This window comes from Kluyvera genomosp. 3 (genome assembly GCF_011765685.1).
Taxonomy (GTDB): Bacteria; Pseudomonadota; Gammaproteobacteria; order Enterobacterales; family Enterobacteriaceae; genus Kluyvera; species Kluyvera georgiana_A.
Genome location: NZ_CP050321.1, coordinates 1,223,385 through 1,240,210, shown reverse-complemented (window position 1 = coordinate 1,240,210; position 16,826 = coordinate 1,223,385). Strand labels below are relative to the sequence as shown.

Here is a 16,826-nt window from a genome sequence, read left to right as displayed (position 1 = left end):
ATGCTAACTGAGGATATCAGCGAGGGAAAGGCCAGAAATAACAAAGCCGGGCAAAAGCCCGGCTTTGTTATGGAATAAGGCGGTGCCTAACTCAACGTTTCGCCCGATGGTTGATAAAGCAGCGCTATTATCAGTTGCTGGACGGCAGGCACCTTGTTGTGCGTCATTCGAAGTTTATGTAGCACGTCCCGAAGGGGCTGACATAAGAAGGTGAATGAGCCACTGGTTAATATTATGCACGATGTGTGCCAATATACAAAACAATAAATTAACACAATGAAATATATGGAAAATATATTTAAAAAGCGCAGTTAACGAATTGCACGTAATTTACCCACAACGTCGCCAATCAGAGACACTCTTTTTCAATAAAAATAAATCACATTAAAATCAAATAATTAAACGTCTCCATTTGGAGACACTCACCTGAGGGATATGTCGGGATTTACCGACACCTGCGAAATTTCAGTATCGCGTTGCCGCCCTACCTAAACCGCAGAATAAAAAAAGCCCCTCCGGAGAGGGGCTGGAAGGATTAGCCAAGCTGCTTACGCGCATTGCGGAAGATACGCATCCACGGGCTATCCTCGCCCCAGTTTTCCGGGTGCCAGGAGTTCGCCACGGTACGGAACACGCGTTCCGGGTGCGGCATCATGATAGTAACGCGGCCGCTTTCGTTGGTGACCGAGGTAATGCCGTTCGGGGAGCCGTTCGGGTTCGCCGGGTAGGCTTCGGTTACCTTACCGAAGTTATCGACGAAGCGCAGCGCCACCAGACCTTTGCTTTCCAGCGCAGCGAGGTGTGCTCCGTCACGCACTTCCACATGACCTTCACCGTGGGAAACGGCAATCGGCATGCGGGAGCCTTCCATACCTGCCAGCAGCAGCGACGGGCTGCTGGTCACTTCCACCAGGCTGAAGCGCGCTTCAAAACGGTCGGAATGGTTACGCACAAAGCGCGGCCACAGATCGCTGCCCGGAATCAGCTCGCGCAGGTTTGACATCATCTGGCAGCCGTTACATACGCCCAGCGCCAGCGTCTGCGGGCGATGGAAGAAGGTGGCGAACTCATCGCGCACGCGGTTGTTGAAGAGGATGGATTTCGCCCAGCCTTCACCCGCGCCCAGTACATCGCCGTAGGAGAAACCGCCGCAGGCCACCAGCGCCTGGAAGTCCGCCAGACCGGTGCGCCCTGCCAGCAGGTCGCTCATGTGGACGTCGATAGCGTCGAAGCCCGCACGGTGGAAGGCGGCCGCCATCTCAACGTGGGAGTTCACGCCCTGCTCGCGCAGTACGGCTACTTTTGGACGCGCCCCGGTAGCGATATACGGTGCCGCAACATCCGCATCGATATCGAAGGTGAGCTTCACGTTGAGGCCAGGATCGTTATCGTTCGCTTTCGCTTCATGTTCCTGATCGGCACATTCCGGGTTATCGCGCAGACGCTGCATCTGCCAGGTGGTCTCTGCCCACCACATACGCAGCGTGGTGCGGCTTTCGCTAAACACCGGCTGACCGTTGGCGGTCAGGGTGAAGCGGTCGCCTTCAACGGCTTTACCAAGGTAATGCACGCAGTCGGCCAGACCGTTGGCCGCCAGAATCGCTTCCACCGCTTCGCGGTCAGCGGCGCGGACCTGAATCACCGCACCCAGTTCTTCGTTGAACAGCGCGGCCAGGCGATCGTCGCCCAGCGCCGCCACGTCGGCTTCGACGCCGCAGTGACCGGCAAACGCCATCTCTGCCAGGGTGACCAGCAGGCCGCCGTCGGAACGGTCGTGGTAGGCCAGCAGTTTACGCTGCGCCACCAGCGCCTGAATCGCGTAGTAGAAGCCTTTCAGCTGCGCCACGTCGCGCACATCGGCCGGCTTGTCTCCCAGTTGACGGTACACCTGCGCCAGCGCCGTTGCGCCCAGCGCATTGTGGCCCTTGCCGAGATCAATCAGCAGCAGGGCGTTGTCTTCGGTCACCAACTGCGGCGTGATCGTGTGACGAACGTCTTCCACGCGAGCAAAGGCGGAAATCACCAGCGACAGCGGCGAAGTCATTTCGCGCTGTTCGTTGCCTTCCTGCCAGCGGGTTTTCATCGACATCGAGTCTTTGCCCACCGGAATGGTGAGGCCCAGCTGCGGGCACATCTCTTCACCGATGGCTTTCACCGCTTCGTACAGACCGGCGTCTTCACCCGGGTGACCGGCGGCGGACATCCAGTTTGCCGACAGCTTAATATGTTTGATATCGCCGATCTGCGTGGCGGCGATGTTGGTCAGCGCTTCCCCTACCGCCAGACGGGCGGAGGCAGCGAAGTCCAGCAGCGCGACCGGCGCGCGTTCGCCGATAGACATCGCTTCACCGTAGTAGCTGTCGAGGCTGGCGGTCGTGACCGCACAGTTGGCTACCGGGATCTGCCACGGGCCAACCATCTGGTCGCGCGCCACCATACCGGTAACGGTACGGTCGCCGATGGTCACGAGGAAGGTTTTCTCGGCGACGGTCGGCAGGTGCAGCACGCGGTTGACCGCGTCAGCCAGCGTAATCTGCTCACGCGCCAGCGCTTCGCCCTTCGCTTTCAGCGTCTGTACGTCGCGCGTCATCTTCGGCGTTTTGCCCAGCAGCACATCCAGCGGCATGTCGATCGGCTGGTTGTCAAAATGGCTATCGCTCAGGGTTAAATGCTGCTCTTCGGTTGCTTCACCAATCACCGCGTACGGTGCGCGCTCGCGCTTGCACAGTTCGTCGAACAGCGGCAACTGATCGGCGGCGACCGCCAGCACATAGCGTTCCTGGGATTCGTTACACCAGATTTCCAGCGGGCTCATGCCCGGCTCATCGCTCAGGATGTCGCGCAGCTGGAATTTACCGCCGCGCCCACCGTCGCTCACCAGCTCCGGCATGGCGTTAGACAGACCGCCCGCGCCGACGTCGTGAATAAACAGAATCGGGTTGGCATCGCCCAACTGCCAGCAGCGGTCGATAACTTCCTGGCAACGACGCTCCATTTCCGGGTTGTCGCGCTGTACGGAAGCAAAGTCGAGGTCAGCGTCAGACTGACCGGAGGCCATTGACGAAGCCGCCCCGCCGCCGAGGCCGATATTCATCGCCGGGCCGCCAAGGACGATCAGCTTCGCGCCAACGACGATCTCGCCTTTCTGCACGTGATCGGCGCGAATGTTGCCGATCCCGCCCGCCAGCATGATCGGCTTATGGTAGCCGCGCAGCTCTTCGCCGTTATGGCTGTTGACCTTCTCTTCGTAGGTACGGAAGTAACCGGTCAGCGCCGGACGACCAAATTCGTTGTTGAACGCCGCGCCGCCCAGCGGGCCGTCGGTCATGATATCCAGCGCGGTAACGATACGTTCCGGCTTGCCGAAATCTTCTTCCCACGGCTGTTCGAAGCCAGGAATACGCAGGTTGGAAACAGAGAAGCCTACCAGCCCGGCTTTCGGCTTCGCGCCGCGCCCGGTGGCGCCTTCATCACGAATTTCACCGCCAGAGCCGGTTGCCGCGCCCGGCCATGGAGAGATGGCCGTCGGGTGGTTGTGAGTTTCCACCTTCATCAGGATATGGGCTGGTTCCTGATGGAAATCGTAGCGACCGGTTTTGTGATCGGCGAAGTAACGTCCAACTTCAGAGCCTTCCATCACCGCGGCGTTGTCTTTATAGGCCGACAGCACGTGATCCGGGGTGGTTTCGAAGGTGTTTTTAATCATTTTAAACAGCGACTTCGGCTGCTGTTTACCGTCGATAATCCAGTCGGCGTTAAAAATCTTGTGGCGACAATGTTCGGAGTTGGCCTGCGCGAACATGTACAGCTCGATGTCGTTCGGGTTGCGCCCCAGTTTGCTGAACGCATCCTGCAGATAGTCGATTTCATCCTCCGCCAATGCCAGGCCGAGACGCACGTTGGCGTCAATCAGCGCCTGACGGCCCTGGCCGAGCAGATCGACGCTGGAGACCGGTGCAGGCTGATGATGCGCAAACAGTTTTTCGGCATCCTGTAAGGAAGCAAACACGCTCTCCATCATGCGGTCGTGCAGCTCCGCCGCCACGGCGTTCAGCTGCGCGTCGGTCAGGCTTGCGGCTTCAACGTAGTAGGCCACCCCGCGTTCCAGACGCAGCACCTGCTGCAGGCCACAGTTGTGGGCGATGTCAGTAGCTTTGGAAGACCAGGGAGAGATAGTGCCAGGACGGGGAGTGACGAGCAGCAGTTTACCGGTAGGGGTATGGCTGTTGAGGCTTGGGCCATACTGCAACAGTCGCTCGAGTCGGGCCCGCTCGTCTTCGGTCAGCGGCGCGTCCAGGTCGGCAAAATGGACATACTCGGCGTAAATATTGCTTACCGGGAGGTTGGCTGCCTGAAACCGCGTCAGCAGTTTGTTAATACGAAATGCAGACAGTGCAGGCGAACCACGCAGAATTTCCATCATAAGTCTCTCGTCTTCTCAGCTTTCAGTGTGCGCAATGGGGGAGAACGGCGGCTATTATAGAGAATCCTGCGGCCTGACGAAACCGTTTGCGTCGAAATAAAATCATCTCTCGTCTTTACCAATAGGTGTGACGCACATCGCGAATCAGTTGCCAACTGGCGTAATCTTAAGCAAAATGCCGCTCATTCTGTAACAAACCGTAATGTTATCAGAGACACACTCGGGTACTTCAGCGAATTAACCGTTTGAAAAAATTAAAGATTAATTATCTGCTGATCGGCGTTGTCACGTTGCTGCTGGCAGCGGCCCTTTGGCCCTCACTCCCCTGGTTTGGCAAACCAGAGAATCGCATCGCCGCCATTGTGGAGCGGGGGGAGCTGCGCGTCAGTACCGTCCAGTCGCCGCTGACCTACGCCACCATTAACGGCAAAGTGTATGGGCTTGATTACGAGCTGGCCCAACAGTTTGCCGACTACCTCGGCGTCAAACTGAAGATAACCGTGCGTCAGAATATCAGCCAACTGTTTGACGACCTGGACCACGGCGATGCCGATTTACTGGCCGCTGGGCTGGTCTATAACACTGAACGCGTACAGAACTACCAGGCGGGGCCAACCTACTACTCCGTCTCACAACAGCTGGTCTACCGTGTGGGCAGCAACCGCCCGCGTAACCTGAGTAATGTCACCGCAGAGCAACTCACCGTCGCGCCGGGACAGGTGGTCATCAACGATCTCCAGACGTTAAAAGAGAAGAAATACCCCGACCTCGCCTGGACGGTGGATGACAAACGCGGTTCGGTCGATCTTATGCAGGCGGTCATCGACGGTAAACTCAACTACACGATCGCGGATTCCGTCGCCATCGGACTGTTCCAGCGCGTACATCCCGAGCTGGCCGTCGCGCTCGACGTCACCGACGAACAGCCGGTGACCTGGTTTAGCCTGAAAGACGGCGACAATACGCTTTCAGCGGCGATGCTCGACTTTTTCAATAATATGAATGAAGACGGCACCCTCGCCCGCCTGGAGGAAAAGTACCTTGGTCACGGCGACGACTTTGATTACGTCGATACGCGCTCTTTCCTGCGCGCGGTCGATAACGTCCTGCCCGACCTGCAACCGCTCTTTGAAAAGTACGCCAGCGCAATAGACTGGAAGCTGCTGGCGGCCATCTCCTACCAGGAATCGCATTGGGACCCGCTGGCAACATCGCCGACCGGGGTACGCGGCCTGATGATGCTGACCAAAAATACCGCCCAGAGCTTAGGCCTGAGCGATCGCACCGACGCCGAGCAGAGTATCAGCGGCGGTATGCGTTATTTGCAGGACATGATGGATAAGGTGCCGGACAGCGTGCCGCAGGAAGAGAAAATCTGGTTTGCGCTCGCCGCCTATAACATGGGCTACGCGCATATGCTCGACGCCCGCGCGCTGACGGCGAAGCAAAAAGGCAACCCGGACAGCTGGGCGGACGTAAAACAGCGCCTGCCGTTGCTCAGTCAGAAGCCATGGTACAGTAAGCTGACCTATGGCTACGCGCGCGGCCATGAGGCCTATACCTACGTCGAGAACATCCGTAAGTACCAGATAAGCCTGGTGGGCTATTTGCAGGAGAAAGAGAAGAAGGCGACGGAGCGGCTGGAGATCGCAGAGGCTTACCCGGTGGTGACCCTTGATGAGCTTCACCGCGACAGCAACCTTTTCGGGCTGTTCTCCTTTTTACGCCAGGACAGCCAGAGCGGCAACGACGCCTCTTTGCTCTATTTTCCGGCGAAACACTAGATTACCGTTCAAAAACGCCGACAGCGTCACGCTCGTTTCCGCGCCAGTGCCAAATCAAGCCGATGACTCGGCAAAGACGCTGTTATCTAATACCTCTATACTCAGGCCGGATCGCTAATACGGCCAACTATCCCATGAGTTTAATGAGGTTTGTATGGAAACAAAAACGGCGTCTCCCTGGAGATTACGGCTTGGTTTTTCCGTAGCCGATATTTCCTGTAATTTAGTGTGGCAATTAATTTCATTATATTTAATGTATTTCTATACCGATATAATGAAGCTCCCAGCCTATTATATCGGCATTATGTTTTTGATCACGCGGCTGGCCGACGGGGTTACGGACGTATTAATGGGGATCCTCATTGATAATACCAGTACCCGTTGGGGCCGCTGTCGTCCGTGGCTGGCGATTGGCGCCATCCCTTTTGGCCTGTTATGTATTCTCGCCTTTTATATTCCAGACTTCGGCACTACCGGCAAACTAATATGGGCGTTTATCACCTATTTTTTATTGTCGGTGATGTTTACGGTAGTCAATATTCCGTATAACGCGATGCTCCCTTTCTTAAGCAACGATGCGCATGAACGTACCGTGCTTTCCTCCGTGAGAATAATGTTCAGTTTTATTGGTTCGACGATTGTCTCGGTCGCCACGCTGCCATTGGTCAATTGGTTGGGCAACGGTAATCAGGATCGTGGGTTTATCTATACCGCCACGCTGTTCGGCGTGCTGTCGACTTTCTTTCTGTTTGTCAGCTTTTGCAACGTGAAAGAGCGCTACGCTATTACGCCGGAAAAAATGACCCTGCGTCGCGCCTGGCAGGGGCTCAAAGAGAACACGCCGTGGAAGGTGTTCGCCATCAATATTCTCTTTATGTGGGGCGCGTTCTTTTTACAGTCCGGCGCGCTTATCTACTTCTTTAAATATTACGTGGGTAACACTGCGCTCACCTCCGTGGCGGCAGGTATCGCCTCGTTTGTACCGCTGCTGGGCACGCTGACCGTGCCGTTCCTCGCCAAACGGCTGCGTAAGATTCAGGTGTATCAGTTGGCCTGCGCCATCAACCTCGGCGGTATGGTCATTATGATGCTCTCCGGCGTCAACGTCTGGGGGCTGATGTCCGGCGCGGTGCTGCTGGCGCTGGGCTTCGGGCAACGTAATGCTATCTATTTTTCCATGCAGGCCGATCCGGTGGACTACGGCGAGTGGAAAACCGGCATCAACACGGCGGGCATTCTCACCTCGGTAAACGGTTTTATCGGCAAGGTGGCGATGGCAGCAGCCGGGGCATTAAGCGGCTTTATGCTCTCGGCTACCGGTTACGTTGCGGAAGCGCAGCAGTCGGCGGCGGCGATTATGGCGATTAAAGCCTGCTATCTGTGGATCCCGGCGGGGTTAATTGTGGTCTCGATGCTGTGGATGGGGCGTTTTTATACCCTCGATAACCAGTATGAAGAGATTAAGAAGCAGCTCGCAGAACAAAAATTACTGAATGCAGAAGGTCTGGGGAATTGATGATGACAAGGCGTAATGCTCGCGCAAAATGGATCTGGCTGGCCGGAGACTTTGAGATCCGCCACGCGTTATTGCAAAACCTGCAGCGCGAAGAGCGCGGTTTCGACTGGCCCGCCTACTGGCACGTAGAGGACTGCTGCAAAAGCGTCGTCTTTACCCGCCGCTACTGTTTTAGCGAACCGCAGACCTTCACGGTACAGGTAGAAGGTTCCGGCTACGCGCTGATTGACGGCAAAAAACAGCCGCTCAACGGCCTTCTCACCTGCCCGGTGGGCGAGCAAACGCTCACCTTCTACGTCGCCAATGCCAGCGGGCTTCCCGCGTTGCGCGTCGAAGGCGAGCAGGTCTTCAGCGATGAAAGCTGGTTTGCCAGTGACTATATCGACACCGCCCCGGTGGGCTGTGATGCGCTCTATACCTCGGCGCAGACCTCTCCTAACGCCGTTAACTTTGAGCGTGAACCACGGCTGCCGGTAAGCGAACGCGCGATGAATGGCGGCGTGCTTTTCGATTTCGTGCGCGTGGTTAATGGGGAGCTCGCGGTCAGCTTCAACAGCGATAAGCAACCGCCGGTGACGCTGTGCTATGGCGAATCCCAGGCGGAAGCGCTGGACACCCAATATTGCTACTACTCACAGACCAACGTCACGCCGGATTCCGCCATCCGTAAACGCGCCTTCCGCTACGTTTTTATTCCCGATGTCGCACCTGGCGCAGTCAGCCTGGCGGCGGAGCATGAATTTATCGCCAAACCGCGTTGCGCCAGCTTCCACAGCAACGATCCGCTGATCGACCAGATCTGGCAGGTTTCACGCGAGACTTTCGCCCTGTGCAGCGATCTGTTTTTCATCGACGGCGTGAAACGCGACCGCTGGATCTGGTCGGGCGATGCCTGGCAGTGCACGCTGATCAACCCGTATCTGTTTTTCGATGAAGATATCAACCGCCGCACCCTGCTCGCCCTTCGCGGCCGCGACCCGATGCGCCAGCATATCAATACCATCGTCGACTACTCGCTGCTGTGGGTGATCAACATTGAGAAGCACTACCTGATGAGCAACGACGCGGCGTTTGTCCGTCAGGTATACGGCAAAATGGTCAGCCTGATGGAATGGCTGATGCCCGATATCGACGAAAGCGGTTTTATTCGCGGTAAAGAAGGCGACTGGATTTTTATCGACTGGGCCGAGATCGATAAAACCGGCGCGGTGTGCGCCGAACAGATGCTGCTGCTGAAGGCCTGGCGTTCGCTGGCGCTGTGCGCGGAGATCGTCGGCGCGGATCCTGCCGAGTGGCAGCGGCGGGCCGATAAACTGGCAGAAAGCATCGACCTCTTCTTCTGGGACGAAGAGCAAGGCGCCTATATCGATAGCTATGAGAGCGGCAAACGTCACGTGACTCGTCATGCCAACATCTTCGCGCTGATGTTTGATACCGTAACCCCCGAGCGGCGACAGACCATCGTCGAGCGAGTACTGATGAACGAGGCCATTGCCCCCATCGTCACCCCCTACTTCACCTTTTTCGAGCTGGATACGCTTTGCCAGTGCGGCCGACAGGATGTGGTCTGGCAACGGATGCGCGATTACTGGGGCGGTATGCTGGCGCTGGGTGCCACGACCTTCTGGGAAGAGTACAACCCGGATATTAAAGGCGACGAACACTACGCGATGTACGGCGACAAGTTTGGCAAGAGCCTGTGCCACGCCTGGGGAGCGAGCCCGCTCTACCTGCTGGGGCGCTACTATGTCGGCCTGCATCCGCTAACGCCGGGCTATGAAACCTTCGCCATTGAACCGTGGCTTGCACCTTTTAGCGTGCTGGACTGCACATTGCCGATTAAAGAGGGTGAAGTCACGCTCACCTTACGCGACAATCAGCTGACGGTTCGCGCCTCCCGCGGCGGCGGCGTGCTGCGGCTGAGCGGCGAAAGCTGGCCGCTTAGCGCCGGGCAAGCGTTAACGCTGCCTGTTAACTAACGATGTCAGGAGAGGAAGAATGAAGATTATGCTCGCCCAGGACTACTTCCTCTCCGATACCCACGCGTTTTCGCTGTTCAGCTCGCGCGATCAGGAGATGGCGGATATTCACGGCCATGATTTTCACGAAATCGTCATCGTGAAAGAGGGTTGCGGGTTTCACATCATCAACGATCGCGTCAATCTGGTGTTTAAGGGCGATTTTTTCTTCGTCTCCGCCAACGACATTCACTATTACGAATCCACCCGCCATCTGTCGCTGATTAATATCCTGCTGCGCCGCGACGGCGAGTTTCAGTTCGTAAAATCGCTGCTGCCGCTGCTGATGCAGCTTCAGACGCAGACCCGCGAGCGGCCGGCCTCATTAAACGAAGCGACGCTGGCGCGTGTGGTCCAGCTGGCGGGGGAGATTCACAGCAAAACGGATGATGATTATGACAGCACTTATTTCGTCACCACCGAAGCCATACTTTTGACGATCGTGGGCATGCTGATGGAGAACAGCGTCAGATTACCGCGGGGCGGTCGTTATGATGATAAAAAACGACGGCTGTTGCGCAGCATTCGGGACAATTTGCAGCAGGCCGTCATCTGGGAGCATCTGGCAGAAGAGTGCGCCATTCCCAAACGCACGTTGTACCGGTTTATCAAGGAGTTTACTGGCTTTACGCCGGATCAGTTCGTCCAGCGCTACCGCCTGTTGAAAGCGCAGGAACTGCTGCGCACCACCGAACGCTCGGTAGCCAGTATTGCCCGCGCCTGCGGATTTAGCTCATTGCCCCGTTTAACCGAGGCCTACAGTCGTTTTTTTCAGCATTCGCCGAGTGCGGAAAGAGAAAAACGAACGGTGGCGTAGACTCGCCCGTTAAACGCTATTTTTCAGCGACTGCTTCAGCGCCTTCTGCTGCTGGCGACGATGGCGGAAGAAGTCGCTCAACATGGCCGAACACTCATCCGCCAGCACCCCTTCGGTGATTTCCACGCGATGGTTCATCCCAGGGTGATGCAGGACGTCAATCAGCGAACCGGCCGCGCCGGTTTTAGCATCACGCGCGCCAAACACCAGCTGGCCAATACGCCCATGTACCATCGCTCCTGCGCACATCACGCACGGTTCCAGGGTGACGTAGAGGGTCGTGTCGATCAGCCGATAGTTCTGCAGCACCACCCCGCCCTGACGTAGCGCCATAATTTCCGCGTGTGCAGTGGGATCGTGGCGGCCAATCGGCCGGTTCCAGCCTTCGCCAATTACCTGATTGTTGTGTACCAGCACCGCGCCAACCGGCACCTCACCCTCTTCCCAGGCACGACGAGCCAGCACCAGCGCGTGGCGCATCCAGTATTCGTGATTTTGTTCAATGTCGGACAACGTCGGGACTCCAGGTTTTCAAACGCGGCGCATTATACACAATATCCAGCAAAGCGCAGCGCCCGCTATTCCAGCTGTTCCAGCTCGCCGTGCGGCGTGACGCGCCAGCGATGCTCACAGAAAAAGAGTAGTGGATTATCTTGCTTGCTGTCGCTGTAACCGCTGTACAGGCGCAGCGGCGCGCCAAGGCGCTGTTCCAGTTGCACCACCTTTTCATGGCCAAGGCAGCGCACCGACAGTACCCGACCTCCCAGCGCACGTTGCATCTGGCTGCCGATAAGGTTCACGCGCGACATCCAGAGCGCATCGGCATAGACGCGCTCTACCAACGTTTGCGGCGAGCCGGTGATCAGCCAGACGTCGGCATCATGATGCTGAAGATAGTTGTCTAAACGCGCCTGCACCACCGGAAAGGGCGTCACCGTAGCGCGAAACCAGATAATGAAGCTCGCCTCCAGCGCATTGAGCGTGGCTTCGCGACGCCCAAAGGTGCAGCCCCACAGCAATACGCTCATCGGCCAGCGGGCCGCACGCCCTTTAATGAGCATCGTCAGGCCAATGGCGGGAAGCAGCGGCAGCACTAATAGCGCGTTAAGCGGCATACGACGCAATAAATAGCGGATAAACGCCCCGAACAGATCCTGCTGATGTAGCGTACCGTCAAGGTCGAAAAACACCACGCGGCGAGAGTGGCTAGTCAAAAGAGCCTCCTGTATTCCTTAGCGGGCCAGCCCACAGACTAGCAGATTGTCGACCGTCTTTCGCCAAACGGCGAGTTAACGGACCTGATGCGCGAAAAGAGTTGCGTTTTTAGCGGCGCATGGAATATTTAATTCGGTATATTCCGGTATAATAGAATACATAATTCTTGCAGATGATCAGAACAGTGTTCTGGCGCGAGATGGCGATCTTGCCCATGAGGTTCTTATGAATTGTCTAATCAGTATCCGCCAGCGTTATCCTCAACTGGCGCAAAGCGATCGTAAGCTGGCGGATTTTATTCTGGCGCAGCCGGATCAGGCGCGTCATTTAAGTTCACAGCAGCTAGCCAGCCAGGCAGGCGTTAGCCAGTCCAGCGTGGTGAAATTCGCCCAGAAGCTCGGCTTCAAGGGTTTCCCGGCGCTGAAGCTGGCGCTCAGCGAGGCGCTGGCGAGTAACGTCAACCCGCACTCGGTGCCGGTGCATAATCAGATTTGCGGCGACGATCCGCTACGGCTGGTCGGCGAGAAGCTGATTAAAGATAACGTCGCGGCAATGCATGCTTCACTGGACGTCAACAGTGAAGACAAACTGCTGGAGACCATCAACCTGCTGCGAGGCGCGCGGCGCATCATCCTCACCGGCATCGGCGCTTCCGGGCTGGTGGCGCGCAATTTTAGCTGGAAGCTGATGAAAATTGGCTTCAACGCCGTGGCGGAGCTTGATATGCACGCCCTGCTCGCCACCGTTCAGGCAATGGCGCAGGACGATCTGCTGTTGGCAATCTCTTATTCCGGCGCGCGTCGCGAGATCAATCTCGCCGCCGACGAAACGTTACGGGTAGGCGGCAAAGTGCTCGCCATTACCGGCTTTTCGCCCAACGCGCTACAGCAGCGCGCGACGCATTGCCTGTATACCATTGCCGAAGAGCAGGCAACGCGCAGCGCCGCGATTTCCTCCACCAGCGCACAGATGATGCTCACCGACCTGCTGTTTATGGGCCTGGTGCAGCAGGATCTGGAAAAGGCGCCGGAGCGTATTCGCCATAGCGAGGCGCTGGTGAAAAAGCTGGTTTGATCTGCGGTGCGATGACCACAGAAAAGGTATGGCCTGCGCGGAAAATGCGCGTATAATGCGCGCCCTGTTTATCGAGTTACTGAGAATTTACTGATGGCGCTGTTAATCACCAAAAAATGTATCAACTGCGATATGTGCGAACCGGAATGCCCGAACCAGGCCATTTCGATGGGTGATAGCATCTATGAGATCGACCACGATCGCTGCACCGAGTGCATCGGCCATTACGAAACGCCGACCTGCCAGAAAGTGTGCCCGATCCCGAATACCATTCTCAAGGACCCGGCACATTTAGAAAGTGAAGAGCAGCTGTGGGATAAATTTGTCCAGATGCATCACGCGGACAAAATCTAGCTTTCGACAATCACCGTCGCGCAAGCGTAGTGGCGCTCATCAGCGAGCGTCACATGCAGATGGGCCACGCCCATACGCTCGGCGAGTAACTTTGCTTCTCCCCATAAACGCAGCTTCGGCTTGCCCAGTTCATCGTTAAAAACTTCAAACTGATTAAACGCCAGGCCGTTACGAATGCCGGTGCCCAGCGCCTTCGACGCCGCTTCTTTCACCGCAAAACGCTTCGCCAGAAAACGCACCGGCTGCTGGTGCGTCTCCCAGATGGCCCACTCATTATCGCTAAGTACCCGACGCGCAAGGCGGTCGCCGCTACGGGCAATCACCGCTTCAATACGGGCGATTTCGACAATGTCTGTTCCAAGCCCCAGAATCGCCATTACGCGCGCGCTTCCAGCATCAGGCGCTTCATTTCCGCCACCGCGTCTTTCAGGCCGCTCATCACCGCCCGGCCAATAATGGCGTGGCCGATATTCAGCTCGTGCATTTCCGGCAGCGCGGCAATCGCTTTCACGTTGTGGTAAGTGAGACCGTGGCCCGCGTTAACCTTCAGGCCCAGGCTTGCGGCGTAGGTCGCGGCTTTCGCGATACGCTCAAGCTCTTTGGCTTGCTCCGCATCAGTGACGGCATCGGCGTAGCAGCCGGTGTGGATTTCGATATACGGCGCACCCACATCAGCGGCGGCTTTAATCTGCGCATCATCGGCGTCAATAAACAACGACACCAGGATGCCCGCATCGGCAAGGCGTTTGCAGGCATCACGCATTTTGTCGAACTGACCGGCAACGTCCAGACCGCCTTCGGTGGTCACTTCCTGACGTTTTTCCGGCACCAGGCAGCAGAAATGCGGTTTGGTTTCACAGGCGATGGCCAGCATCTCTTCAGTCACGGCCATCTCCAGGTTCATGCGGGTGTCCAGCGTCTGACGCAGAATACGCACATCGCGGTCGGTGATATGGCGACGATCTTCACGTAAATGCACGGTGATACCATCCGCACCGGCCTGCTCGGCGATAAACGCGGCCTGTACCGGGTCCGGGTAAGCGGTGCCGCGTGCGTTACGCAGGGTGGCAATGTGGTCAATATTGACGCCTAACAGTAATTCAGCCATGACAATCCTCGTGTTTTTATTTTTAACTTCGTTTCCCCTCATCCCGGCCCTCTCCCTAAAGGGGCGAGGGGAAAAGCGGGATGGGTGCAATCAGGGTTACCGCTTCGGCATAAACTGTCGAAACAACTCGCGGCTCTTTAACGGTTTCCCGCCAAGATACGGCTTTAACGCCATGCGGGTAAAGCGTTTCGCTGCGCGCAGCGTATCAATATCCGGAAACTCACGGTTAGCCAGCGCTTTCAGCTGATGGCCGGTAAAGGTGTTGTTATCGATAACGACGCTGGCAATAAATCCTTTCTCTTCCCGGTAGCGGTAGGTCATGGTGTCGTCAACCTCATCACCGCTGCCGGCGCAGTGCAGGAAGTCGACGCCATAGCCGAGGTGCCCTAGCAACGCCAGCTCAAAGCGGCGCAGCGCCGGTTCAGGCGAGCCCGTTGCGCCAGCCAACGCCTGGATACAGTGCAGATAGTCGAAAAAGAGTTCAGAAAAGCGGGTTTCGTGCTCGAGCACGCGCGACACCAGTTCGTTGATGTACAGACCGCTATACAGCGTAATGCCGCTCAGAGGAAGCGCCAGCGAAACCGCTTCAGCGCTACGCAGCGTTTTCACTTCGCCACGGCCGCCAAAACGGACTAACAGTGGGGTAAAGGGCTGAAGCGCGCCTTTAAGGTTGGAACGTTTGGAACGTGCGCCTTTCGCCACAAGGCGCACGCGACCCGATTCTTCCGTGAAGACGTCCAGCATCAGGCTGGTCTCGCTCCAGGGGCGACTATGCAGAACAAATGCGCGCTGCCAGCCCTCCATCGGGGTTATTCTCAGAGATCGTCGACGTAACCGAGGCTGCGCAGCGCGCGCTCGTCATCCGCCCAGCCTGATTTCACTTTCACCCACAGTTCCAGGTGAACAGGCGCTTCGAACATCTCCTGCATATCTTTACGGGCTTCAATACCGATGGTTTTGATCTTGGCGCCTTTGTTGCCAATCACCATCTTCTTCTGCCCTTCACGCTCAACCAGGATCAGGCCATTGATGTCGTAGCCGCCACGTTCGTTAGAAACGAAGCGCTCGATTTCAACGGTCACCGAATATGGCAGTTCAGCCCCCAGGAAACGCATCAGCTTTTCACGGATGATTTCCGAGGCCATAAAGCGCTGAGAACGGTCGGTGATGTAGTCTTCCGGAAAGTGGTGTGTCGCTTCCGGCAGGTGCTTACGCACGATACCGGCAACGGTGTCCACGTTCAGCCCGCTCTCCGCAGAGATAGGCACGATATCGAGGAAGTTCATCTGGCTACCGAGGAACTGCAGGTGCGGCAGCAGATCCGCTTTTTCCTGCACGTTATCCACTTTGTTCACCGCCAGAATCACCGGCGCTTTACCTTCGCGCAGTTTGTTCAGCACCATTTCGTCGTCCGGCGTCCAGCGGGTGCCTTCGACCACGAAAATCACCAGCTCAACGTCACCGATAGAGCTGCTGGCCGCCTTGTTCATCAGGCGGTTGATGGCACGCTTCTCTTCCATATGCAGGCCCGGGGTATCGACGTAGATCGCCTGATACTCACCTTCAGTATGGATGCCCACGATGCGGTGGCGCGTGGTCTGCGCTTTACGGGAGGTAATCGAGATCTTCTGCCCGAGCAGCTTGTTCAATAACGTGGATTTGCCGACGTTCGGACGACCGACGATGGCAATAAATCCGCAATAGGTTTTTTCTTCGCTCATTCCAGCTCCAGCTTTTTCAGCGCCTGTTCGGCGGCAGCCTGTTCCGCCTTGCGACGGCTGGAACCTGTGCCGACCACCGGTTCACTCAGGCCGCTAACCTGGCAGTGGATAGTAAATTCCTGATCGTGTGCTTCCCCACGCACCTGAACCACCAGATAAGACGGCAGCGGCAGATGGCGGCCTTGCAGATACTCCTGCAAGCGTGTTTTTGGATCTTTTTGCTTATCGCCCGGGCTGATTTCGTCCAGACGCGTCTGGTACCAGGAGAGGATTAGCTTCTCGACGGTTTGAATATCGCTGTCGAGGAACACCCCGCCGATTAATGCTTCAACCGTATCCGCCAGGATAGATTCCCGACGGAAGCCGCCGCTTTTCAGCTCGCCCGGCCCCAGGCGCAAACATTCGCCCAGCTCGAACTCACGCGCGATCTCGGCCAGCGTGTTACCACGCACCAGCGTCGCACGCATGCGGCTCATATCGCCTTCATCCACGCGCGGAAAACGATGATAGAGCGCGTTGGCAATCACGTAGCTTAAAATGGAATCGCCCAGGAACTCTAAGCGTTCGTTATGTTTGCTGCTGGCACTGCGGTGCGTTAACGCCTGTTGCAACAGCTCCTGATGAAGAAAAGTGTAGCCCAGCTTCCGTTGAAGCCGATTAATTACGATGGGGTTCATGCGATACCAAATAAATAAATGCGTCCACAATGCAGCACACGAAACAGACCTGAGGGAAACCAACGCGGTTTCGTGTGCCGTGTCTCCCATAAGAGACATCCGAAACTTCGGGGGGATAT

14 protein-coding genes are annotated in these 16,826 nt (G+C 56.8%); 6 read left to right on the top strand and 8 right to left on the bottom strand.

Annotated features, from left to right (window positions below):
• Nucleotides 1–535 precede the first annotated feature (535 nt).
• A complete protein-coding gene (purL, locus tag GY169_RS05870) occupies nt 536–4,423 on the bottom strand; it encodes a phosphoribosylformylglycinamidine synthase (protein WP_167575225.1) in 3,888 nt (1,295 codons plus the stop codon).
• A 245-nt stretch (nt 4,424–4,668) separates the two neighbouring features.
• Between purL and mltF the strand changes: the two genes are divergently transcribed.
• From mltF to GY169_RS05850, 4 genes are all read left to right on the top strand, one after another.
• On the top strand, nt 4,669–6,207 hold the full coding sequence (gene mltF, locus GY169_RS05865) for a membrane-bound lytic murein transglycosylase MltF (protein ID WP_167575224.1): 1,539 nt from the start codon (nt 4,669–4,671) through the stop codon (nt 6,205–6,207).
• A 154-nt stretch (nt 6,208–6,361) separates the two neighbouring features.
• Nucleotides 6,362–7,723, top strand: coding sequence for an MFS transporter (locus GY169_RS05860; protein ID WP_163448308.1), 1,362 nt, complete (start codon nt 6,362–6,364; stop codon nt 7,721–7,723).
• Nucleotides 7,723–9,702 carry an amylo-alpha-1,6-glucosidase gene (locus tag GY169_RS05855; RefSeq protein WP_223882146.1) on the top strand — a complete coding sequence of 660 codons (1,980 nt, stop codon included), beginning with the start codon at nt 7,723–7,725 and terminating at the stop codon, nt 9,700–9,702. The genes GY169_RS05860 and GY169_RS05855 overlap by 1 nt, the downstream gene beginning before the upstream one ends.
• A 19-nt stretch (nt 9,703–9,721) precedes the next feature.
• Nucleotides 9,722–10,558: a helix-turn-helix domain-containing protein gene (locus tag GY169_RS05850; protein ID WP_167575223.1), complete on the top strand. Its 837-nt coding sequence runs from the start codon at nt 9,722–9,724 to the stop codon at nt 10,556–10,558.
• Between the two features lie 9 nt (nt 10,559–10,567).
• On the opposite strand, the gene tadA is transcribed toward GY169_RS05850, so the two are convergent.
• Together tadA and yfhb are read right to left on the bottom strand one after the other, a co-directional pair.
• Nucleotides 10,568–11,071, bottom strand: a complete 504-nt coding sequence (tadA, locus tag GY169_RS05845; protein ID WP_163448310.1) for a tRNA adenosine(34) deaminase TadA — start codon at nt 11,069–11,071, stop codon at nt 10,568–10,570.
• A 65-nt stretch (nt 11,072–11,136) separates the two neighbouring features.
• Nucleotides 11,137–11,772, bottom strand: a complete 636-nt coding sequence (gene yfhb / locus GY169_RS05840) for a phosphatidylglycerophosphatase C (protein ID WP_167575222.1) — start codon at nt 11,770–11,772, stop codon at nt 11,137–11,139.
• Nucleotides 11,773–11,998: 226 nt separating this feature from the next.
• On the opposite strand from yfhb, the gene GY169_RS05835 reads away from it, so the two are divergent.
• Together GY169_RS05835 and GY169_RS05830 are read left to right on the top strand one after the other, a co-directional pair.
• Nucleotides 11,999–12,847 carry a MurR/RpiR family transcriptional regulator gene (locus GY169_RS05835; protein ID WP_064543458.1) on the top strand — a complete coding sequence of 283 codons (849 nt, stop codon included), beginning with the start codon at nt 11,999–12,001 and terminating at the stop codon, nt 12,845–12,847.
• A 93-nt stretch (nt 12,848–12,940) separates the two neighbouring features.
• Nucleotides 12,941–13,201, top strand: coding sequence for a YfhL family 4Fe-4S dicluster ferredoxin (locus GY169_RS05830; RefSeq protein ID WP_163448312.1), 261 nt, complete (start codon nt 12,941–12,943; stop codon nt 13,199–13,201).
• On the opposite strand, the gene acpS is transcribed toward GY169_RS05830, so the two are convergent.
• From acpS to rnc, 5 genes are all read right to left on the bottom strand, one after another.
• The gene (gene acpS / locus GY169_RS05825) at nt 13,198–13,578 is read right to left on the bottom strand and encodes a holo-ACP synthase (protein ID WP_163448313.1); all 381 of its coding nucleotides are present in this window, start codon (nt 13,576–13,578) and stop codon (nt 13,198–13,200) included. The genes GY169_RS05830 and acpS overlap by 4 nt on opposite strands.
• Nucleotides 13,578–14,309, bottom strand: coding sequence for a pyridoxine 5'-phosphate synthase (gene pdxJ / locus GY169_RS05820; protein WP_163448314.1), 732 nt, complete (start codon nt 14,307–14,309; stop codon nt 13,578–13,580). The genes acpS and pdxJ overlap by 1 nt, the downstream gene beginning before the upstream one ends.
• A gap of 96 nt (nt 14,310–14,405) precedes the next feature.
• Entirely contained in the window at nt 14,406–15,113 is a 708-nt protein-coding gene (recO, locus tag GY169_RS05815; protein ID WP_064543449.1) for a DNA repair protein RecO, read from the bottom strand.
• Between the two features lie 11 nt (nt 15,114–15,124).
• Nucleotides 15,125–16,030 carry a GTPase Era gene (era, locus tag GY169_RS05810; RefSeq protein WP_064543447.1) on the bottom strand — a complete coding sequence of 302 codons (906 nt, stop codon included), beginning with the start codon at nt 16,028–16,030 and terminating at the stop codon, nt 15,125–15,127.
• A complete protein-coding gene (rnc, locus tag GY169_RS05805; protein WP_064543445.1) occupies nt 16,027–16,707 on the bottom strand; it encodes a ribonuclease III in 681 nt (226 codons plus the stop codon). Before rnc ends, era begins: the two co-directional genes overlap by 4 nt.
• Nucleotides 16,708–16,826 lie beyond the last annotated feature (119 nt).